The sequence below is a fragment of the Mesorhizobium sp. 1M-11 genome (assembly GCF_001303895.1).
Taxonomy (GTDB): Bacteria; Pseudomonadota; Alphaproteobacteria; order Rhizobiales; family Rhizobiaceae; genus Mesorhizobium.
Genome location: NZ_LJSD01000001.1, coordinates 64812 through 86254, shown reverse-complemented (window position 1 = coordinate 86254; position 21443 = coordinate 64812). Strand labels below are relative to the sequence as shown.

20 protein-coding genes are annotated in these 21443 nt (G+C 60.3%); 8 read left to right on the top strand and 12 right to left on the bottom strand.

What is annotated here, in order from left to right:
* The first annotated feature begins 87 nt into the window (after window positions 1-87).
* From AO692_RS00390 to AO692_RS00380, 3 genes are all read left to right on the top strand, one after another.
* Entirely contained in the window at window positions 88-537 is a 450-nt protein-coding gene (locus AO692_RS00390; protein ID WP_054308047.1) for an EamA family transporter, read from the top strand.
* A complete protein-coding gene (locus tag AO692_RS00385) occupies window positions 534-1541 on the top strand; it encodes an NAD(P)-dependent oxidoreductase (protein ID WP_054308046.1) in 1008 nt (335 codons plus the stop codon). Before AO692_RS00390 ends, AO692_RS00385 begins: the two co-directional genes overlap by 4 nt.
* Before the next feature lie 63 nt (window positions 1542-1604).
* Window positions 1605-3050 (top strand): aspartate aminotransferase family protein, encoded by a 1446-nt coding sequence (locus AO692_RS00380; protein ID WP_054308045.1) that lies wholly within the window; start codon window positions 1605-1607, stop codon window positions 3048-3050.
* Window positions 3051-3129: 79 nt separating this feature from the next.
* Here AO692_RS00380 and AO692_RS00375 read toward each other — a convergent pair whose 3' ends face one another.
* A complete protein-coding gene (locus AO692_RS00375) occupies window positions 3130-4869 on the bottom strand; it encodes a hypothetical protein (RefSeq protein ID WP_054308044.1) in 1740 nt (579 codons plus the stop codon).
* Between the two features lie 216 nt (window positions 4870-5085).
* Between AO692_RS00375 and AO692_RS00370 the strand changes: the two genes are divergently transcribed.
* Both AO692_RS00370 and AO692_RS00365 read left to right on the top strand, forming a co-directional pair.
* The gene (locus AO692_RS00370; protein WP_054308043.1) at window positions 5086-7647 is read left to right on the top strand and encodes an FAD-dependent oxidoreductase; all 2562 of its coding nucleotides are present in this window, start codon (window positions 5086-5088) and stop codon (window positions 7645-7647) included.
* Between the two features lie 106 nt (window positions 7648-7753).
* Entirely contained in the window at window positions 7754-8596 is an 843-nt protein-coding gene (locus tag AO692_RS00365; RefSeq protein ID WP_054308042.1) for a DUF1194 domain-containing protein, read from the top strand.
* 35 nt (window positions 8597-8631) lie between these two features.
* On the opposite strand, the gene AO692_RS00360 is transcribed toward AO692_RS00365, so the two are convergent.
* Window positions 8632-9570 (bottom strand): GlxA family transcriptional regulator, encoded by a 939-nt coding sequence (locus AO692_RS00360; protein WP_348271439.1) that lies wholly within the window; start codon window positions 9568-9570, stop codon window positions 8632-8634.
* Between the two features lie 510 nt (window positions 9571-10080).
* Between AO692_RS00360 and AO692_RS00355 the strand changes: the two genes are divergently transcribed.
* Window positions 10081-11013 (top strand): murein L,D-transpeptidase family protein, encoded by a 933-nt coding sequence (locus tag AO692_RS00355; RefSeq protein ID WP_244483226.1) that lies wholly within the window; start codon window positions 10081-10083, stop codon window positions 11011-11013.
* Window positions 11014-11143: 130 nt separating this feature from the next.
* Here AO692_RS00355 and AO692_RS33845 read toward each other — a convergent pair whose 3' ends face one another.
* On the bottom strand, window positions 11144-11278 hold the full coding sequence (locus AO692_RS33845; protein WP_152979659.1) for a hypothetical protein: 135 nt from the start codon (window positions 11276-11278) through the stop codon (window positions 11144-11146).
* Window positions 11279-11710: 432 nt separating this feature from the next.
* Entirely contained in the window at window positions 11711-11893 is a 183-nt protein-coding gene (locus tag AO692_RS00350) for a hypothetical protein (RefSeq protein WP_054308039.1), read from the bottom strand.
* 186 nt (window positions 11894-12079) lie between these two features.
* Here AO692_RS00350 and AO692_RS00345 point away from each other — a divergent pair, with 186 nt between their 5' ends.
* Window positions 12080-12979, top strand: a complete 900-nt coding sequence (locus tag AO692_RS00345; protein ID WP_054308429.1) for a LysR substrate-binding domain-containing protein — start codon at window positions 12080-12082, stop codon at window positions 12977-12979.
* A gap of 11 nt (window positions 12980-12990) precedes the next feature.
* Here the strand turns inward: AO692_RS00345 and AO692_RS00340 are convergent, their stop codons facing one another.
* From AO692_RS00340 to AO692_RS00325, 4 genes are all read right to left on the bottom strand, one after another.
* Window positions 12991-13914, bottom strand: a complete 924-nt coding sequence (locus AO692_RS00340; RefSeq protein ID WP_054308038.1) for an alpha/beta hydrolase — start codon at window positions 13912-13914, stop codon at window positions 12991-12993.
* 161 nt (window positions 13915-14075) lie between these two features.
* Entirely contained in the window at window positions 14076-14756 is a 681-nt protein-coding gene (locus AO692_RS00335; RefSeq protein WP_054308037.1) for a L,D-transpeptidase, read from the bottom strand.
* 262 nt (window positions 14757-15018) lie between these two features.
* Window positions 15019-15735, bottom strand: coding sequence for a haloacid dehalogenase type II (locus AO692_RS00330; protein ID WP_054308036.1), 717 nt, complete (start codon window positions 15733-15735; stop codon window positions 15019-15021).
* Window positions 15736-15744: 9 nt separating this feature from the next.
* Window positions 15745-17823 carry an ASKHA domain-containing protein gene (locus AO692_RS00325; protein ID WP_054308035.1) on the bottom strand — a complete coding sequence of 693 codons (2079 nt, stop codon included), beginning with the start codon at window positions 17821-17823 and terminating at the stop codon, window positions 15745-15747.
* Between the two features lie 79 nt (window positions 17824-17902).
* Between AO692_RS00325 and AO692_RS00320 the strand changes: the two genes are divergently transcribed.
* Window positions 17903-18184 (top strand): hypothetical protein, encoded by a 282-nt coding sequence (locus tag AO692_RS00320; protein ID WP_054308034.1) that lies wholly within the window; start codon window positions 17903-17905, stop codon window positions 18182-18184.
* Window positions 18185-18217: 33 nt separating this feature from the next.
* On the opposite strand, the gene AO692_RS00315 is transcribed toward AO692_RS00320, so the two are convergent.
* The 4 genes from AO692_RS00315 to AO692_RS00300 form a co-directional block, all read right to left on the bottom strand.
* Window positions 18218-19189: a methyltetrahydrofolate cobalamin methyltransferase gene (locus AO692_RS00315; RefSeq protein ID WP_054308033.1), complete on the bottom strand. Its 972-nt coding sequence runs from the start codon at window positions 19187-19189 to the stop codon at window positions 18218-18220.
* Between the two features lie 78 nt (window positions 19190-19267).
* Complete coding sequence (locus tag AO692_RS00310) at window positions 19268-20368, bottom strand: methylenetetrahydrofolate reductase (protein WP_054308032.1); 1101 nt, start codon at window positions 20366-20368, stop codon at window positions 19268-19270.
* Window positions 20365-21015 carry a methylenetetrahydrofolate reductase C-terminal domain-containing protein gene (locus AO692_RS00305; RefSeq protein WP_054308031.1) on the bottom strand — a complete coding sequence of 217 codons (651 nt, stop codon included), beginning with the start codon at window positions 21013-21015 and terminating at the stop codon, window positions 20365-20367. The genes AO692_RS00310 and AO692_RS00305 overlap by 4 nt, the downstream gene beginning before the upstream one ends.
* Complete coding sequence (locus AO692_RS00300; protein ID WP_054308030.1) at window positions 21008-21310, bottom strand: virulence factor; 303 nt, start codon at window positions 21308-21310, stop codon at window positions 21008-21010. Before AO692_RS00300 ends, AO692_RS00305 begins: the two co-directional genes overlap by 8 nt.
* Window positions 21311-21443: the final 133 nt, after the last annotated feature.

The window sequence follows — 21443 nt, the reverse complement described above, 5'->3', positions numbered from 1 at the left end:
ACAACCAGGACGATCTGAAAATATAGATTCCGTTTCACGGATTATTTTCAGCTTTGCAATAGACGAGAGATGGGCTCTGGGGACGACATGAAATATATAGCCTTCATATTGTTCACGGTGATGACCAACGCCGCCGCACAGCTCATGCTGAAACAAGGCATGATGTCGCTCGGGCCGATTTCGTTCGATGGTGTCAACCCGATCATCAGGCTTTTACAGATCGTCTTCAGCCCGTGGGTGTTCCTTGGCCTTTGCACCTTCGTCATCTCGATGGCATCGCATCTCTACGTCCTGTCCAAGGTTGAGTTGTCCTTTGCCTATCCCTTTCTCAGTCTTGCCTATGTCGCCGTGGCGGTCTTCGCTTATTTCGTTTTCAAGGAGGACCTGAATGCCTGGCGGATAGCCGGTATCGCCTTCATCTGCGTTGGCACTGTGCTCATTGCCCAAAGCGGCGGGACCGACCGTGGGCACGAGGCTGAGAAAAACGAAGCAGCACAGACGGCATCCCTTTCCAGCGAAAACGGGACGGTTCGATGAGACATGTGATTATTGGTGGCGATGGCTTCGTCGGCCGCCATCTTGCCCCCAAGCTCGTTGCTGACGGCGAGGAGGTCGTTGTCGCCGACATCGTCAAGAGCGATCTGAAACACTATCGCTCGGCACGCCATGTTCATTGCGATGTGACCGATCCGGCATCGCTTGCGAAATTGGGCATCAAGGCCGAAGACATGGTCTACAACCTGTCGGCCAAGATGCTGTCGCCGATCCAGGTTCGCGCCAAGCGCCGCGACTTCTTCTATCCCGTGAACTATCACGGTACGATCAACATCATCGAGGCAATGGACAAAGCCGGTGCACCGAGGCTTGTCCATTTCACCACCGACATGATCTACGGCCATACGGTCACCCATCCGATGACCGAAGAACATCCGGTTTCGCCGCTCGGCGAATATGGCATGTCGAAATGGGAGACCGAACAGCTTGCCGCCGAGTGGCGCAAGCGCGGCATGTCGATTTCTCTATTTCGGCCGCGCCTGATCATCGGCCCGGGCCGTCTCGGTATCCTCGAAAAACTGTTCAAGCTGATCGACTGGAACCTGCCGGTGCCGATGATCGGTTCGGGCCGCAACCCGTATCAATTCATCTCCGTATTCGATTGCGCGGAGGCCGCCAGACTTGCCTGGAAGGCCGGGGTGCCCAACGAGGCCTACAATCTCGGCTCGATCAATCCGCCGCCCGTGCGCAAGCTGCTCGGCGACCTGGTCCGTCACGCAGGCTCGAAGTCGATCCTGTTGCCGACACCTGGCTGGGCCGTGAAGCGCACGCTCGATCTGCTCGATCTCATGAATATGCCCATCATGGATCCCGAGCAGTATTTGATTGCAGACGAGGATTGCGTGCTCGACGTGTCCAAGGGCGAGCGCCAGCTCGGCTGGGTGCCGCAATATCGCGATGAGGACATGCTGATCGCAGCCTACAGCGAGTATCGCGCCAAGAAAAACGGGACTGCTGGTGCAACCGAGCACGCGCCTGCCGAATAGATCCAACAGGCGCTGGCTTTGCTTCCAGGCGGAACCAGCTCCGCCGTCAGGAGAGATTTCGAGATGACCGTCATGACCAAACCGGAACAGGCCACGGCGCCTGTCGCAGCCATTCGCAAGCCGAACCTGATCACCGTCGAGCAGGCAAAGGCGCTGGACGTCGCTCGTATCACCGATCTGTTCAAGGCGCATCTCAATCCGGGGCAACTGCATTTCATGAAGCTGCTCGGATTTCACAAGGTGAAGATCGAGCGTGCCGAGGGCATGTTCTACATCGACCAGAACGGTCGCAAGATCCTGGATTTCTTCGGCGGCTTCGGATCATTGGCCTTCGGCCACAATCATCCGCGCATCCTGGAAGCGCGCAAGAAATTCCAGGAGGAGAAGCGGCAGGAGATCGCGATTGCCTTCATGTCGCAATATGCGGGCGCCCTCGCGCACAATATCGCTGCCTGCTCGCCGGGCGACCTGGATATGGTCTTCCTCGGCTCGTCCGGTTCGGAGGCGATGGAGGCAGCGGTGAAGCTCGCCGAGCGTGCCGCCGGCCCGAAGCGGCCGAAGGTCGTCTATGCGGAGAATTCCTTTCACGGCAAGACCAAGGGCGTTCTCGCCATTACCGATGGCTCGCTCTACCGCGCTGATTTCAAGGTCGTGGACAACACCGTGCGCGTGCCATTCGGTGACATCGATGCCGTCGAGCGGCTGTTCCGCGCCGATCCGGAGATCGGCGTCATCGTCCTGGAGACCATCCAGGGCGGTGGCGGTATCATCCAGGCACCCGCCGCATACTGGCAGAAACTGCGCGCCTTGTGCGACCAGCATGGCGTGTTGTGGGTGGCTGACGAGGTCCAATGCGGTTATGGCCGCTCGGGGCGCTTCTACGCATTCGAGCACTATGGCGTGGTGCCGGATGTGACGGCGCTGGCGAAGTCACTCGGCGCCGGCAAGGCCGCGGTCGGTGCGATGATCGCCAGGCGTGACGTCTATATGAAGGCTTATGGCACGCCGAAGACGGCGATGATCCACGCTATGGCTACCTTTGGCGGCATGGGCGAAGCCTGCGTGACTGCCATCGAGGGGCTCAACGTGCTGTACGATGAAGGGCTGATCGACAATGCTGCCGACACTGGTGCCTATCTCCTGGAGCGTCTCGCGGCACTCAAGGACAAGTATCCGAAGATCATCAAGGACGTTCGCGGCAAAGGCTTCATGATTGGCCTCGAATTCCACGACTTCTCACAGACCTTGCCGATGGTGCTCCGTCCGGTGGTCAGCGTGCTGGACGACAAGCTGAAGGGATCACTCTCCGGTTTCGTCGGTTCGCTGCTGCTGCGCGACTACGATGTGCTGGTTGCGTTCACCGAATACAACCGCAACGTCATCCGGCTGGAACCGCCGCTGATCTGCCAGCGCGAGCATGTCGATCGCTTCATCGAAGCGTTCGACAGCCTGCTGTCGCGCGGCATCGTTTCGATCGTCAAGGATTTCGTGAAGAGCCAGGTGCGCTGACCCCCGTAACTTTGCGAATTGAAATAAAGAAGGCCGGGTGGCGATCCCGGCCTTCTGTGTTTTTGGACCTGTTTCCCAGTCAATTGGTTGGGATGATGTCGGGACCAAGTACGGTGTCGAACTTCGGGTGAATGAAAGCATCATAACAGGCGTCGAGCTTGATGCGCCGGTGTTTGGTCAGTGCCGGCTCGTAGAGTGTGTAGAGTATCTTGTTGTTTGCCGTGGGGGGGCAGGTCGGCAGCAGCACGAGATCGGTGTCCGCGACGGCTTGTTCTTCCTGTGGTCCTGGAGGAGGGACAGCGCGACCAGGATCCGCACCGATCGCGACGTGCAGCGGAGCGGAACGCTCCATCAGCCAGGGGAACGGATTGACGAAATTCAGCGACATGATGGTGTCGAAACGGATGTCGGCCTTTGTCTCGATCTCCCGAATGGAATCGATCGCAGTGTCGACACCACGCAGGTAGCCGATCTGGAAGTCGAAATCGGAGTAGAGCAGAGGCGTCGGCAGCTCGTTGATGTCGGCGAGTTCTTCGTAGAGCTTCCCATGCTCGGGATAGAAGCGCATCATATGATCGGTGCGGGCTTCGACATCAGGGCGCATGTTGAGAACGCCGAGCGTCTTCAAGTTGCGCTGGTCCATCGCGACATTCTTGATCGCGCCGAGATAGGTGCGTGCGGTGCGCTCGATGATGCGTATGGCGGGCGGCAGGGCCGCGGCTGCGACAAGAGCCGAGATGATCAGCACCAAGGCCGGTTTGTTGGCGATCCTGCTGGTCTTCAGGAGAATGGCAAGCAATACCGGCCACAGGAAGATGAAGGCTTGGCTACCGGTATTCTGCGTTTCGTAAAGGATGCCGGCGGTCAGGACAACAGCCAGCCAGAGGCTGTCGCAAGTCAGCACGGAGCTCTTTTCGACCGGTTGCATGCCCAGTCTGCGCCAGTCGGACCATAGAAGTACCAGAACCAATGTTCCCGCGGATCCGACGATGCCGAAGCTGAGTGAGGAGGCTTGCAGGATGCGCGGCAGTAAGGAACCGCTGTTCAGACTGATCAGCATGAGGATGTCGTCGACGTAGCGGTCGACCATTCCCGACGATACTTCCATGCCGGCAATGATCGCCATGAAGACCACCGCGACAATCAATGCGTCGCGCAACGTGACGCGTCCCGCGATCAACGCATAGGCGCAGATCATGCCTGCGGCCAGGAAGCCGGTAATCTTCAGGAAAAACAGCGAGCCCATACAGATGGCGATCAGGCCCACCAGCAGTCGTCTGTCGCGAACAAAGGTGAAGGCCGCGACCAGCACGTAGAGCATCTGGCAGGCCTGGCGGTTATAGATGCCGAAGCCGTCGGAGCCGGGATAGGTATACATCTCGCGCGTGTTGAACGGCAGAAGCGCGAAGATCAGGAATGGAATGAGCAGGGCGAAAGCCGTGAAGCGCGACCTCTGGTCGACATGCCAGACGATGGCGGCCATCGCGGGGGCAGTAATGGCAAGCAGGGACCAGTGCGCCAGCAGTACTGGATGGCCGTTGGGGAAGAGCGCTACCCAGCCGGCGAAGAGATAATAGCCGAGCGGTCCGACCGGCACAAAGAAGTCGTTGATCGGGACCTGGCCGTCGAAGATGCGGTTGGCGGCGTCATAATAGATGAAGACGTCCCAATACATCGGTCCGACCGGAAGCCGTAGTGGAACAATCAGCAACAGGAAAACAATAACGACCGCCGCCGCCAGCAGCGCCAAGGGGCTAGTCAGCACGGACTGTGCCCGTCGGCTGCTGACCTTGGAGGTTTGGTCGAGAGCCACGCTCATCTCCGGTTTCCGCGGCGCTCCAAGAAAGAATAACGGATCATATTCTCCGCCTATCAGAAAATCTGCAAGTAAGCGTTAAATTGAACAGATCGGCCAAAGTGCAAATGGCTGCCGTGGCCGCGTCGCGCCGCTTTTTTGCAATGTCGCAAACAGGCTGCAATCGTATGACGGCGCCCTATAGTGTGCGCGCGAGCATCATTCTCGGAGTGGCACGCAATGGCAGGGTTCCCGAAAAAGGCGAAGGTCGTCATCATCGGGCTGGGCGGGATCGTCGGCGCATCCGTCGCGCATCATCTGATCGAACGCGGCTGGGAAGACATCGTCGGCATCGACAAATCCGGCATCCCGACAGACGTCGGCTCGACCGCGCATGCCTCCGACTTCTGCTACATGACCAGCCACGATTTCCTATCCTGCTGGACTTCGCTCTATTCCCTCGAATTCTACGAGAAGATGGGCCACTACGCTCGCATCGGCGGTCTCGAAGTGGCACGGGTGGGCGATGACAGCCGCATGGATGAGATCAAGCGCAAGGTTGCTTCCGCCAAGGCCTTCGGCACGCGCGCCCGACTGATCGAACCAGCCGAGATCAAGGAGAAATTCCCTCTCATCGAAGAAAGCCTGGTGCAGGGCGGCCTGTGGGATCCTGACGCCGGCCTCGTCGTCCCGCGCTCTCAGACAGTGGCGGGCAAACTGGTCGACCAGGGCGTGGCGGCCGGCAAACTGCAGGCCTTCGCCAACACATCGGCGAAATCCCTGGTCATCGAGAATGGCCGCATCAAGGGCGTGGTGACCGATCGCGGAACGATCGAGGCCGACCATGTCGTGGTCTGCGCCGGCTTGTGGGGCAGATTGATCGCTGAAATGGCGGGTGAGGACCTGCCGGTCATGCCTGTCGACCATCCGCTCACCTTCTTTGGCCCGTACAACGAATTTGCCGGAACCGGCAAGGAAATCGGCTGGCCGCTGCTGCGCGATCAGGGCAATTCCGCCTATATGCGCGACACCGGCGATCCGAAGACCACCGAAGGCGGCCAAATCGAATGGGGCTATTACGAAGAGAAGAACCCGCGCCTCTGCCATCCGCGTGACTTGCTCGAAAAGCACGAAGCACGCCTGTCGCCGTCGCAGCGCGATCTCGAAATGGACCAGATCCTCGAGCCGCTGGAACGCGCCATCGAGTTGACACCGATCCTCGGCGAACTCGGCTACAACGAAAGCCATTCCTTCAACGGTCTGCTGCAAGTCTCGGCTGCAGGCGGTGCATCCTGCGGCGAGAGCCAAAAGGTGAGGGGGCTGTGGTACGCCGTCGCCATCTGGGTCAAGGACGGCCCCGGTTATGGCAAGCTGATCGCCGACTGGATGACGGACGGGCGGACCCATGTCGACCATGCTTCCATCGACTATAGCCGGTTCTATCCGCATCAGCTCGAAGAGAACTTCATCGAAGGCCGTTGTGGCGAGGCGGCGCAAAAGATCTACACGCCGGCTGTCCATCCGCGTGAGCCCTACGCCACGGGTCGAAACATCCGCCGTTCGCCATTCTATGAGCGTGAGAAGGAACTCGGCGGCTATTTCATGGAGCTCGGCGGCTGGGAGCGCGCGCATGGTTACGCCGCCAACGAGCACCTGCTTGAAAAGTATGGCAACCGCGTACCGAAGCGTGAGAACGAGTGGGACAACCGCCATTTCTGGCGCGTGTCGAATGCCGAGCATCTCGCGATGAGCGAAGATTGCGGCATCGTCAACCTGTCTCATTTCTATATGTTCGATGTCGAGGGGCCCGACCATGTCGAACTGATGGAATGGTTGTGTGCAGCCAAGATCGGTGGCGACAACAACATCGGCAAAGGCATCTACACCCACTTCCTCGACGATGAAGGCATGGTGCGCGCCGATCTCACCGTCATTCGCATGGCCGACCGTTGCCGCGTCATCGACGGGGCTGATGCCGGCCCGCGCGACTTCCACTATGTGAAGCGGATGGCTGAGGACAAAGGCTTCAATGTCACTGTCACCGACGTGACCGAGAAGTTCGTGACCATCGGCATCTGGGGCCCCAATGCCCGAACGACCCTGCAGAAGGTGGTCGAGGATCCGGCCGGGCTTGCACAGGAGAATTTCCCGTTTGCGGCGATCAAGTCGATCAGGATTGCAGGCAAGGATGTGACGGCATTCCGCATCTCCTATGTCGGCGAACAGGGCTGGGAGCTGCACATGCGCTACGAGGACGGGCTGGCCGTCTGGGATGCGCTGCGCGCCACCGGCGTCATGGCCTTCGGTGTCGAGACCTACGCCAATTCGCGCCGCATGGAAAAGAGCCTGCGCCTGCAGAACGCCGATCTGCTGACCGAATACAATCTCCTGGAAAGCGATCTCCAGCGTCCAAAGGTCAAGGAAGCGGATTTCCGCGGCAAGGCGAAACATCTGGAACATCGCGCGCGCGATCATCAACCGGCGATGCTGTGCACGCTGGTGATGACAGGCAACGTCGATTCCAACGGTGTCGCCCGCTATCCGGTTGGCGCCATGCCGGTTATGGACCCGGCAACCGGCGAGACGCTGGTCGATGAGCTCGGAAGGCGCTCGTTCACCACCTCGGTGGCCTATGGTCCGACGCTCGGCAAGAACATCGCGTTGGCTTATCTGCCCTGGACTTTCGCCCGGGAAGGACAGAAGCTGCAGGTCGAGTATTTCGGCGAAACCTATCCTGTCGAAGTGGTCGGCGTCGGCTATAAGCCGCTCTACGATCCCGAGAGCCTGAAGCCGCGCAGCTGATCACATCAGCGCGTTGTCACAAACCTCGCGAAATCGTGAGGAATAAAGCCCGGCTGCAGCCGGGCTTTATCTTTGTGGGAAGCCGAATCTCGCTTACCCTCCATACATGTCGGCATCCGCAGCCAGTGTCCTTCTTGCCGGCGCCATTTCGGCGCTGACAGCTGGATTGATGCCCGCAGCTCAAGCCGCCGAGCAGGTCGATGTCGAGTTGGTGCTCGCGGTCGATGTTTCGCTTTCCATGTCTCCCGAGGAGCTTGAGATACAGCGTCATGGCTACGCCGCCGCGCTGACCGACGAGGCGGTATTGCGTGCCATCGCGGACGGTGTTCATGGCAAGATCGCGATCACCTATGTTGAATGGGCCGGTACCATGTCGCAGGTGGTGGTGGTGCCTTGGACGATGGTCGCCAACCGAACCGACGCAGAGCGTGTGGTGGCGCAGTTGACTGCGCGTCCGCCCAACAGCGCGCGCCGCACATCGATCTCGGCGGCGCTGGAGTTCGGAGCCGATCTGTTCGCCGAGAGCGGGTTCGAGGGGGCCAAGCGTGTCATCGACATTTCCGGCGACGGACCGAACAATCAAGGCGCACCCGTGCCGCTTGTGCGCGACGCAGTGCTGAAACAGGGCATCATCATCAACGGTTTGCCGCTGATGACCAATGGCGGCTTCGAGACTTCCTACGATATCCGGGATCTTGACCGCTATTACCGAGATTGCGTGATCGGCGGGCCGGGCTCTTTCATGATTCCGGTCAACGGCTGGGAGCAGTTCCCCGAAGCGGTCCGCCGCAAGTTGGTGCTGGAATTGGCGGACGCTGCTTCACCGCAATGGGCGGTTGAGGAGGCAGCGCATCCACCCATCGTGCTGGCGCAGGCCAGTTCAACGATCGATTGCCTGGCGGGCGAGAAGAAATGGCGCGACCGCGGCCTGATGTTCGATAGCCGGTGAGGCGGACCTCCCCGTTTCGCGGGGAGGTTTTGGATTCAAGCCGCCAGCAACTGCTTGCGGTCGACACGCTCCTGCTGCGGCGAGCGCGCGTAGAGTTCGCGATAGCATTTCGAGAAGTGCGAGGCCGAAACGAAACCGCAGGCCACGGCGACCTCGACCACCGGCAGAGACGATTGAATCAACAGGTGGCGGGCGCGGTCGAGCCTGATCTCCAGATAGTAGCGGGCAGGAGAGCGGCCCATCTCGGTGCGGAACAGACGCTCGATCTGACGGCGCGACAGGTCGACATGGTCGGCGATCTCGATCAGCGACAACGGCTCCGCAAGATTGGCTTCCATCAGTTCGATGATGGTCAGCACTTTCGAGTTCTGCACGCCGAGGCGTGCACGCAAAGGCAGGCGCTGGCGGTCGGTCGGGCTTCTGACGCGATCGGTCAGCACTTGCTCGCAGACACGGTTGACAAGGTTTTCGTCGAAATCGTCGCCGATCAGCTTCAGCATCATGTCGAGTGCGGCGGTGCCGCCAGCGCATGTGTAGATGTTCTGGTCGACCTCAAAGAGGTCCGCAAAGACATTTGCTTTCGGGAAGGCTTCCTGGAAGCCCGGAAGGTTTTCCCAGTGGATGGCGCAGCGTTTGTTGGACAGGAGGCCGGCCGCAGCCAGCACATAGGCGCCGGTACACAGGCCGCCCACGGCAACGCCGCGGTTATACTCCTCGCGCAGCCAGGCAAAGACCGATTTGTTGTGATACCTTTCGACATCCATGCCGGTGCATATGATGGCCATCGATGGGCGGTCCGGCCCGGCCATCTTGCGGCGCTCCTCATCGAGCGAGGTGTTTACCGCGCACAGCACGCCGTTGGAGGCCTGCACCGGCTTGCCGTCGGTGCTGGCGAGGCGCCAGCGATAGGCTTCGTAACCCAGCATACGGTTGGCAATGCGCAGCGGTTCGAGCGCTGTCGCAAATGCGACCATGGTGAAATCGGGAACCAGGAAAAAGACCAGCGATCGTTTGATCGGATGCTTAACGGCGTTCACGAAAATCTTCCTCCCATGACGCGAACAGAATGTCGCGATCAGCACAGCGTCATCAGGAAAATTATTTTCTGTCAATTGGCTGTGGCGGCCCGACGCGACTAAATTTGCGACATGGGTCGCAAATCGACTACCGCAAGCGCTTTGGATCCGTCGGCGCCGTCCAGCTCCCTCGGGCGATGCCGCAAAAATGCCAGTCTTTCGAGGTCAATGTCTGATCGCGTCGTGATCGGAGGTACGGAAAATTACGACGAAGTTCGTGACGGAAGGCGGTCTTTTGAAGACTTGACTTGACATTCTCGTGAATGGAACGAAGCGTTAACCGTGTTGACCGACATACTGCGTCTTTGATCCGCAGCTATCGCTAACAAGCCCGTGTTCGCAAAACTCGCCAAACTCAGTTCAGCAATTCTACTGGCCGCGCTTGCGGCCGGATGTGTTTCGTCCGCCCTGGACGTCGATACGAAAGGCATCCAACCCATTCCGGCCAAGCTGGTGGCGCAGATGAAGAGCAAAGGGATGACGCCTTCGTCGCCCATTCTGGTGCGCATTTTCAAGGAAGAGAGCGAGCTCGAAATCTGGAAACGGAACGGCAATGGCAAATATGCGTTGCTGAAGACCTACCCGATGTGTCGCTGGTCGGGGCAACTCGGCCCCAAGAAGAGGATAGGTGATCGCCAGGCGCCGGAGGGGTTCTACCATGTCAGTGCGGACAGGCTGAATCCGAACTCCCAATACTATCTCTCCTTCAATCTGGGTTACCCCAACAAGCTGGAGTCAGCACTCGGCTATTCGGGCGAAGCCTTGATGGTACACGGTGCCTGTTCGTCCTCCGGTTGCTACGCATTGACGGATGAAGGGGTGGCCGAGATCTATGCGGTGGCGCGCGAGGCTTTGAAGGGCGGCCAGACTTCCTTCCAGGTGCAGGCCTTTCCGTTTCGCATGACCGCTCAAAAGATGGCCCGCAACCGCAACAATCCGAACTATGGCTTCTGGACGGACTTGAAGAAAGGCTACGACAGCTTTGAGGTGACGCGACGTCAGCCCAAGGTTGCGTATTGCGACAAGCGCTATGTCTTCGATGCTGAATTTGCGGGCGGCGATCCGTTAGACCCGCTCGCGGCATGCCCGCCAACCATATCCGGCGCCGACCCGCTGGTAGCGGCACGGACCGAGCGCGATCTTTCCAGCGCCGAGACGATGGCGTCGACTATGACTGGCACCGCGGTTCACGCCTACACTGACGGCGGCATGCACCCGACCTTCCGCAAACTGCTCGCGGCCGGTGGCGACAAAGCTTTGTCGAAAAGGACATCACTGACGAAGGTCCCGATCAGCCGGCCCGAAGCAGCACTGGCGGATCCTTACAGCGCTTCGGAATAGCGCCTTTGGTCGGTTGGTGATCGGCGGGAGCCGGCAAGACGACGCTCGCAACGAAAACGCCGCCTCGGCGAGACCGAAGCGGCGTTGTCAATCGGACAAGCGACAGATGTCTGCCGCGTGATACTTGAACTCAGGCGATAAAGCCGAGGCGAGCGGCGGCAACCGCACCGGTCTGGCCGGGCATGGTCTTGGCCAGGCGCTGACGTTCCAAAGCTGTGGTCAGGTTGATTTCGCGACGGGCGAACAGGCGGGTAAAGAGCTTCATCGTTATCTCCAATCGGTTGCCTTAGAGCGCCGCGCGTCTATTTGGACGCGCAAAGGGCGCTCTAACACTTTTGAATTGCACATCGTGCTTGCCGAAAACCGATTCCGATTTTCGGGCCGATGTGCGGCCGGGTCGCCTTCGCGTGATGGAGTGGGGCAGCTCGTTTGCTGCAGTGCATATATGCCTGTCCAAGCGAAAACAAAATCGTAAAAGCGAAGCGTTTCGCATGAAAAAGCGACATGGGCTTCGACGCGGTTTCAGCAAAAGAATGATATTTTATAGTTTTTACAATCGGTTGGTCTCTTTTTTAGCTGCTATGCGGCTTGTTCATATGCGTCATGCAGCCATTGCATGGCCGGTTAACCGTTCGCCACAAACGCGAAAAAGCCCGCCGGAAGGGTCGCGGCGGGCTTCAAAGGGAATAGAACTCGGTCATTTTGCTCCGGCCCAGCTTCCGACGCCGGGGGTGTGAACCGCCCTCGACGTCACATCGGGCCAGCCGATGTCCTTCTGCACCTCAGCCGGGAGGGAGCTGATGGCGCGCTCGGTGAGATAGCGGCTGCGAGCGGCGCCGAGTTCGGTCGCGATCCGACCGATGGTTGACAGAATGTACATGCACTTTCTCCTTCCACGGTTGGCTGGCAAATTCTGCTGCTGGGCACGTCAATGCGACTGCTGCGCCAGCTGTTGTCAGCAGTGATCGATCGGGCCTTCTCGACGCTGTTGACTATGAACTTTCCGTGATATTCAATCAAACGAAATGGGATGATGCTTTGCATCAGAAAATTTGAAGGTGATGCCATGAACGCGCCACTCAATCATCCGCTTCCCCTGCTGGATCTGGATGTGTTGCGTACTTTCGTTGCAATCGCCGAAACAGGCAGCTTCACCACGGCGGCAACTGCGGTCTTCCGTACGCCGTCCGCCGTGTCCATGCAGATCAAGAAACTTGAGGACGTGCTTGGCCGCTCGGTCTTCGCGCGTGATGCACGCTCGGTGGCGCTGACCACGGATGGCGAGATGTTGCTTGGCTATGCACGACGGCTACTCGCCATCAATCGCGAGGCAGTTTCCAAGTTCATCGTACCCGATATCGTCGGCGTCGTGCGGCTGGGCTCGCCGGACGATTATGGCGAACGCGTCCTGCCGCATGTGTTGAAGCGTTTTGCGAAATCGCATCCTTCGATTGCCGTCGATGTCACCATCGACCAGTCGATCAACCTGCGTCGACGCATGGATGATCGTGCGCTCGACCTCACACTGCTCACCAATTCCTACAAGACCAGCGCCATCGGCGCCGAGGTGCTTCTAACCGAGCCGATCGTCTGGGCAGGTGCAAAGGGCGGTTGCGCGCATCTGCGTGAGCCGCTGCCGGTTTCGATCTGGGAGGAAGGCTGCGTGTGGCGAGCCGGTGCCCTGGAAGCGCTCGGTCGTGAGGGCCGCAATTATCGCGTTGCTTATATGAGTGCGCACACGGCAGGCCAGCGCGCGGCGATCCAGGCCGATCTCGCGGTGGCACCGCTGCCGAAATCCTTCCTGGGCAATGACATGGTCGAGCTGGGGCCGAAGGACGGCATGCCGCATATCGGCAGCTACAATCTGGCGATGATCGTCACGCCGGACGCCAGTGCGCCGGTCAAGGCGGTGGCTGATCATATCCGCGCGACCTTCGATGTGTTCCGGGAAACGGGACGTTTCTAAAAGTTGCTTCCTTATTCCGCCGCCAGCGGCATGTCGGCCTGGCGCACCCGGCTGTTCAGGAACGCCACCATGCGGTCGCGCGCGCGGCGCGCCTCCGGCATGTTGATTAGCGGCCAGACGTGAAACATGCCTTCCTCGTGGACGAGTTCAATCTCGACGCCTGCGGCACGCGCCTTGTCGGCGAAGATCAGATTGTCGGGCGTCAGAAGATCGTGCGAGCCAGTGAGGAGCAGTGTTGGAGGCAGCACGGTGAGGTCACCGTAAATCGGGCTGATATGCCAGTCGCTGCGGTCCATGCCGGCTCCGTAGAGGCGTACCGCTTCCAATCCGCCAGGAATGCCGAGCCAAGGGTCGTGCTGCTCGGCTTCGAATACTTCCGGATTGGCCAGCGACATGTCGAGGCCCGGCGAGATCAGCACATGGCTACCGGGCGTAGGCAGACCTTCCTCGGCCATCATCATGGTCAGCACCACCGCCATGTTGCCACCGGCTGAATCGCCCATGAATATGATGTCTTCGGCGGCCGTCTCTTCGAGCATTTCGCGGTAGACCGCGCCCACCATGCCGAACATGTCATGGAAGTCATGTTCGGGGGCGATCGGATAGATCGGTACGGTCACGCCGAAGCCCAGGCGTTCTGCCATCTCGGCAATAAGCGCCCAGTGATAGGTTGTAATTTCAAAGACATAGGCGCCGCCGTGTAGGTAAAGAATCCGCCTGCCGCTGCCGCTTTTCGGTGCGATGTCGTAGACGGGGAAGCCGGCGACGCTGCGTGTTGTGATGTCGAAACGCTGGGCGATGGCCGGCGGCGGCAGGTGGCTTTGTTTCCTGCGGGCGTGCTGGATCCAGCGATGCATGTTCTCCGGGGTGGAGAACGCCTTCTTGCGGGTATGTTTCAGAACAAACGAAACGAGACGGCTACGGATGCTGGCCATGGAACACGACGGACTGATGCTGCGCCGGCTGGCCGGCTCTTGACTGCCCCAATGACCGAAATTTTGGTCTGCGGAGGCGAAAGTCAAGGATGAAGTCTTGTGACCGATTATGCCAGCAGCCTATCGCGTTAGCCCGCAGCTGCGGGCAATACGATCCGATATCAGGCTGCGGGCACGTTGTCCTGCTGCAGCACGACCACGCGCGTTCCGTTCAGGACGCGGCGGTGCAGATCGATGATGTCCTGGTTCAGCAGTCGAATGCAGCCAGACGAGATTGAGCGACCAATGGACCAATCCTCGTTGGTGCCGTGGATGCGGTAGAGCGTGTCGACACCATTCTTGAAGAGATAGAGCGCACGGGCGCCGAGCGGGTTGGTCGGGCCCGGCTCCATGCCAGCGGCGAGTGGGCCATAACGCTCAGGTTCACGCGCGACCATATCCGATGTCGGCGTCCAGCGCGGCCATTCGCGCTTGTATTGGATCACGCCACTGCCTTCGAAGGCGAGGCCAGCCTTGCCGACACCGACGCCATAGCGCAGCGCGCGCCCTTCACCGAGCACCAGATACAGAAAGCGGTTCGGCGTATCGATGACGATGGTGCCCGACGGTTCGGGCCCCTGGTAGGCAACTTCCTGACGGTAATATTTCGGATCGATCTTGCTCAGGTCCGGTGCGGGAATGGGAAAAGCATCGTCGGCGACTGCCGCGTACATGTCGCGATAGTATTGCGGGACTTCCCGTTTGCCCGGCTTGATCGAAGCGACCTTCTGCGTCGTGGTGCAGCCGGCCGCTATGAATGGGACGGCGAGGACGAACATACGGCGGGTGATCGAAACGGGCATAGGGAAACCTGAGCTTGTTGGCGTCTTTGGAGCGGTTCGTCGCAGAAAAGTCTAAACGCTTCCAATCACCCAAAATCACGCTTTGGTGAAAGACGCGGACGGTTGGATTTCGGCGGCTCGAACACGTGTCGAACTGCACCGGTGCCGATGACCTCGGTGCCGAAGGGGGCGAGAAAAAGGCGCCGGGAGCGAAGCAAGCCCGTATGACGGGAGCTTTGACATCCCACTGTGTCACGAAGGCAACACTGGGTCTTGCAAGCCGCTAGTCGTGCGACCGAAGATCCAGATGTGCTGAAAGCGCAGGAAAATCCGCCGCGACGATATCCCAATGGCTCGTGGCCTTGAGGTCGGTCACTTGACCGGTGCCGTGCTCTAGCGGGCGTGCCACGAAGGCCGTCTTCAGTCCGCAATCCCTTGCGGCGACCAGATCGTCGTTGTGCGCGGCAACCATCATCACATGCGCGGGTTCGAGCCTCAACGCGTCGCACGCCGCAAGATAGGTACGCGGGTCGGGCTTATAGGCGCGGGCGATGCCCGCGCCGAGAATGCAGTCCCAGGGCAGGGCGCCATATCTGGCCAGCCGCGTCATCAGTGCTATCGAACCATTGGAGCACGGCGCAATGATCCGGCTTGCCTTCAGCCGTATCAGACCGGGAACGACATCCGGCCAGGGTGGCAGCTTTTCCCAGGCATGATTGAGTGCCGCGCGCTCTTCGTCATTGAAATGTGTGGCAATCCCGAACCTGCCGAGCGTCGTGTCAAGGTTCTCGCGATGCAGCGCATCGAGATCGGTGTAGGGACGGCCGGAGCGGATTTCCTGCATCGCCGGCTCGTAGAGACCGCGCCAGGCATCCGCAAAGGCGACGCTGTCGATCTCCAGCCCTTTTGCGCCTGTCGCCGCCGCCACTTCGCGGGCGACGCCGGTACGCCAGTCGACGCAGGTACCGAAGACATCGAAGATAAGGGCTTCGACCTGCATCAGGGCTCCCTATTCCCGGTTGCGCCGGGCGGCGCGTTCCTCGCGTGAACGACGGCGGGGTGTTGCCTCGCCAGTCGCGCCTTCATCGCTTGCCGCCTTGCGCGGGGGCAGTTTGACCTGTTCGGCCAGCTTAGGGAAGGGGTCGACCTTGTTCGGCAGCGCCATGGCGTCAATGAACAGCTGCTGGAAATGTGGCTCCAGCGCGGTTTCGATCTTTTCGATCTTCGCCACCTGTTGCTCGATCTCGCGGCGATGGTCGCGGTTGAGCAGAGCCATCAGCGCACCAGTGCCTGCGGCGTTGCCAACAGCTTTCACTTCCGCCAAGTCGCAATCGGGGATGAGGCCCAAAACCATGGCGTATTTCGGATCGATGAAGGAACCGAATGCGCCGGCGAAGCGGATGGTGTCGACAGTCTCCACCCCCTGCTTTTCCATCAAAAGCTTCACGCCGGCATAAAGGGCCGCCTTGGCGAGTTGGATGGCGCGTATGTCGTTCTGGGTGACTGTAATGCGCGGCTCACCCTGGCGCCCTTCGCGCAGCAGATAGGAGAAGGTGCGGCCGTTCTGGATAATGCGTGGGCTTTTCTCGGCAAGCGAGCCGTCGACGACGCCGTCTTCCGAAATGATGCCGGAAAGATACATCTCCGCCACCACTTCGATGATGGCCGAGCCGCAGATACCGGTGACGCCAGTGGCCCAGGATGCTTCCTCGAAACCTTCCTCGTCGGACCATTTATCGGTGCCGATGACGCGATAGCGCGGCTCCAGCGTTTCGGGATCGATGCGCACGCGTTCGATGGCGCCGGGCGCGGCGCGCTGGCCGGACGAGATTTCCGCGCCTTCGAAGGCCGGACCTGTTGGGGAGGAGGCGGCAACGACACGATCCTTGTTGCCGAGCACGATTTCGGCGTTGGTGCCGACATCGACCAGCAACATCATGCTGTCCTGCCGATACGGACCTTCCGACAGAGTTGCGCCGGCCGCATCCGCGCCGACATGACCGGCAATGCAAGGCAGTGTGTAGAAGCGCGCTCCGCGATTGACGTCGATGCCGATCTCGTTGGTCCAGCCTTGTACGGCGCCGGATACGGCCAGTGCAAAAGGCGCCTGCCCAAGCTCGGTCGGATCAATGCCCAGGAACAGATGGTGCATGATCGGGTTGGCAACAAAGACGCAATCGAAGATGTCGTGACGATCGACGCCACCTTCCTCGCAGACCTTGCCGATGAGCGTGTTCACGGCCTCGCGCACGGCCTTGGTCATGGCCTCGCGCCCGTCCGGATTCATCATGACATAGGAGACGCGACTCATCAGATCTTCGCCAAACCGGATTTGCGGGTTCGACGTGCCTGACGAGGCAACGACACGGCCAGATAGCAACGACACCAGATGCATGGCGATCGTCGTGGATCCGATGTCGCAGGCGATGCCATAAGCTTCGTTCTTGAGACCCGGGTAAAGCGCGATCACCGTAGCGCGGGAGAACTCCATGTCCTTGTGGATCGCCGCCGTAACGGCCCAGTTCTCCTTGCGCAGGATCTTCTGGACCTCGGGGATGAGGTGTGGCGCGACGCGTAGATCCTTCCAGCCCCAGTCGTTCTGCAGCACGGCCTTGAGGCGCTCCAGATCGCCGGTAGGTTTGTGCATGTCAGGCTGCTCGACCTCGACGTAACACATCTGAACCGCCGAATTGCGCTCGATGACGCGGTCGGTTGCGGCCTTGCGCACCACCTGAGCGTTGATCACCGTATCCTGCGGTACATCGATGACGAGATCGCCCTGGATGGTGGCCGAGCAGGACAGACGCCTGCCTTCGGGCAGACCGCGCACGCGCTCGTAGCGCTCTTCCTTCGGACCTTTCGGCGAAATGTGGTCGAGCGAGGAGACGATCTTGTGCTTGGCGAAATTGCCTTTCTGCACTTCGATCTGGCAGCGCCCGCAGGTGGCGCGCCCACCACACACCGATTCCACATAGACGCCGAGCTGGCGCGCGGCATCGAGCACCGGCGTGCCGAGCGGGAACCGCCCGCGCTTGCCGGACGGCATGAACAGGACGAGAGGATCGGTGGAGTTGAGAGGGGCATTCATCGCTCAGACACCATCATGTTAACGCAGCATTGGCGAAAATCGGGTAGAGGCAGGGTCTGACCAAAAGGCGCATTTGCCGATGAAGCCGGACTTTTCGCTGCTTGCCCTGCTTCCGTCCGCTCTGTCGGCGATCTCCACAGGCATGCTTGCGGTCCGCATCACCAAAGGGAGCTGGACCCGGTATCCGCATTATCTTGCGGCCGCGATCATCGCTTCGACAGCCACCATTGTTTACCTGTTCCCGTCGCGTCCCAATGATGCTGCAAGCGTTGCCTGGATGTTGCTCTCCGGCATCGTAGGGGGCTGTGTCGGCGTGTTCGTCTTCAATCTGGTGCTCGGGAGCACCAGGGCCGAAGATTGAACGCCGGACGGGGTTGGCCAAGACGATCACGACTTATCCGGCTGCTCTTCTTGCCTCGCGTCCACCGCGGCGGCGTCCGCCTGCAGCCGCGCCGGCATCGCCAGGGGCATTGACTGCCACCGGCGCGGGGGCGGCATGTTCACCCGGCTTGTAGTCCTTGTAGGTCTTGATCCAGGTCATGCAGTCCTTGTCGGTGCCGTTCAGCACATTGGCGGCGCGAACCGCCTCCATTTCCTGAGGACGGACCGGATTCATGATCGCAGAGGTCATGCCTGCGCCGATCACCATCGGGATGAAGCCGGCGTTGATGCCATGGCGGTGCGGCAGGCCGAAGGAGATGTTGGAAAGGCCGCAGGTCGTATTCACTTTCAGCTCCTCGCGCAGGCGGCGCAGCAGCGCAAAGACCTGACGGCCGGCATCACCCAGCGCGCCGATCGGCATGACCAGCGGATCGACGACGACATCCTGCGGCTTGATGCCGTAATCCATGGCGCGTTCGACGATCTTCTTGGCCACGGCGAAGCGCACATCCGGATCCATCGAAATGCCCGTTTCATCGTTTGAAATGGCCACCACCGGCACGTCATATTTCTTCACCAGCGGCAGGATGGCTTCCAGCTTCTCTTCCTCGCCGGTGACGGAATTCACCAGCGGGCGACCCTTGGCGACTTTAAGGCCGGCTTCGATCGCAGCGGTGACGGAGGAGTCGATCGAGAGTGGCAAGTCGACGAGGCCCTGCACGATTTCCAGGGTCTGAACCAGAAGTGCTGGCTCCGTGGCATTGGGATCGACGGCGGTCACGCCCGCATTGACATCCAGCATGGTGGCGCCGCAGGCAGCCTGCTCCAGCGCGTCCTTGATGACCGTCTCGAAATTGCCGGCCTGCATCTCCGCGGCCAGCTTCTTGCGGCCGGTCGGGTTGATGCGTTCGCCGATGACGCAGAAGGGCTGGTCGAAACCGATGACGATTTCGCGGGTCGCCGAAGCGACGATGGTGCGGGTCATTTCAAACTCCCTCCGGATATAAAGACTTCTTTATATCGTTTCTGATGTGGATCAAGCCAATGATGTCGTCGTGCATGTTCAATGCGCGGTCTTCACCATGTCGACCTGTGTTTCGGTGACGTCGTCTTGCAGGATGTGGCCGAGGCGCTCGGCAACCAGCGCATCGTCGGCCCGGGTCTCGCGTTTCCAGGGCTGGCGGCCTTTGAGCACGCCCGATTCGTCGACGATCTCGGCGACATACTCCTCCTGGCGATAGGCCATCACATGGACGCCGGAAACGCCTGGGATTTCCTTCACTTCATTGATGATATCGATGCAGATCTTCTTGCCTTCGGCTTTCTGGTCCTCGGCGCCTTCGAGGCGCTTGATGATGGAATCGGGGATATGGATGCCCGGTACGTTGGAACGGATCCATTTCGCCGTCTTGGCCGAGGCCAGCGGCCCGACGCCGACGAGGATGAAGACCTTTTCGGTCAGGCCGAGATCGCGCGCTTTCTGCATGAAGGTTTTGAACATCGGCACGTCGAAGCAGTACTGGCTCTGCACGAACTGCGCACCGGCGGCGATTTTCTTGCCGAGATGGATCGGGCGGAAGTCATAAGGCGGTGCGAAGGGGTTGATCGCTGCGCCGAGGAAGACCTGCGGCGGCGTCGTCAGCTTGCGGCCCGAAAGGAATTTTCCATTGTCGCGCATGATGCGGACGGTTTCGAGGAGTGACATGGAATCGAGATCGAACACCGGCTTGGCGCCCGGTTGATCACCCGCCTGCACGCCGTCGCCGGTGAGGCACAGAATGTTGGCGACGCCCATGGCGGCACCGCCCAGAACGTCGCCCTGGATGGCGATGCGGTTCTTGTCGCGGCAGGCGATCTGCATGACCGGGGCGTAACCCATGCGGGTCAACAGCGCGCAGATGCCGACGGACGACATGTGGCAGTTGGCGCCCGAGGCATCGACGGCATTGATCGCGTCGACCCAGCCGTCAAACACCTTGGCACGGTTGTAGACGTCTTCCGGGTCGGCGCTGTCGGGCGGATTGAGCTCGGTTGTCACCGCAAATTCGCCGCGGCGCAGCACGCGTTCCAGGCGGCCGCGTGAGGAGTGGCCGGGCTGGGGCTCCAGCGGAAGATGGATGCCAGCGGGGTTTTCGTCGCGCTGAGGCGGACGCGGCGGTGTCATGCGGAGGCTCCAGTGTTGGCGCTCTTGGCGGCATCGCGCGTGGCAGCCGCCTGTGCTGTGACGCGCAGCCAGGCGGAGGTTTCCCGCAGCGACTGGTCGACCGGCTTCTGTACGTTGAGGATGGCGTCGCCATTGTTCATGTTGCGTGAGCCTTCCCAAGCCTTGACCCAGACGCAGGGCATATCCGGTTCGACTTCGCAATTGCCGTTGGCACGCACACCCCCGCAGGGGCCGTTGCGCAGCTGCTTGGGACAGTTCATCGGGCAGGACATGCCGGTGGAGGAGAGGATGCATTGGCCGCACATGCGGCAGTCGAACATGAAGCCTTTCACGTGTTTTTCGACGAATTTAACCGGCGCCTCGACGCGGCCATAGCCGATGCCTTTCCAAAGCGGGTGTAGCAGCAGGAAGGCATCGGCAAAGCGGCTGTAGAACCATTCCAGCAACTTCGAATGGCGGATCGCCCAGAGCCGTACCGAATAAGATCGCTGCACGCGCCGTTGTGGCGACACGTCGGCGGGCTTGTAGTCGCTTTTCGGTGCCGCCTTGCGCACCAGCGTCGCCTGGGTAACGCCAGAACTACCGGCGGGTGCTCCCGCAGCGCTGTTGTTTGATCCTGCGTTCGGTGTCGGCTGGGTGTCAGACATTTTCCTTGCCGCCTGCCTTGGCGAGAGCGACCAGCCGCTCCCGGCTATAGTCCGCATCGATAGCTGCCGTGGCCTTTTCCGCTTCCGCCTCGAGGTCGTCGCCAACCGGAACGGGGTCCGCCTTGCGCCATTCAGCAAGATAGGCGTCGGTCTCGGCAGCGCCGGAACGCATCGCGGCCATGTCTATCGCTTCGGTGAAGCGCAGCGGCAGTTCGCGCTTGGCGTTCTGCCGGCCCTTCTTGACGATGACCTGGGCGGGAATGTCGCGCCAGTAAACGACGATCAGATCGGCCATTTGTCAGTATTCCTTCTATGGTTGAAGCATTGCCGGAAGCGGGAATACCCCGCTTCTCATCAGACGACGCGCGCGCCTTCAAAAACGACGCGCTCGAATGTCGCAAAACGATAGAGCGCCTGCGGGTTCGAGG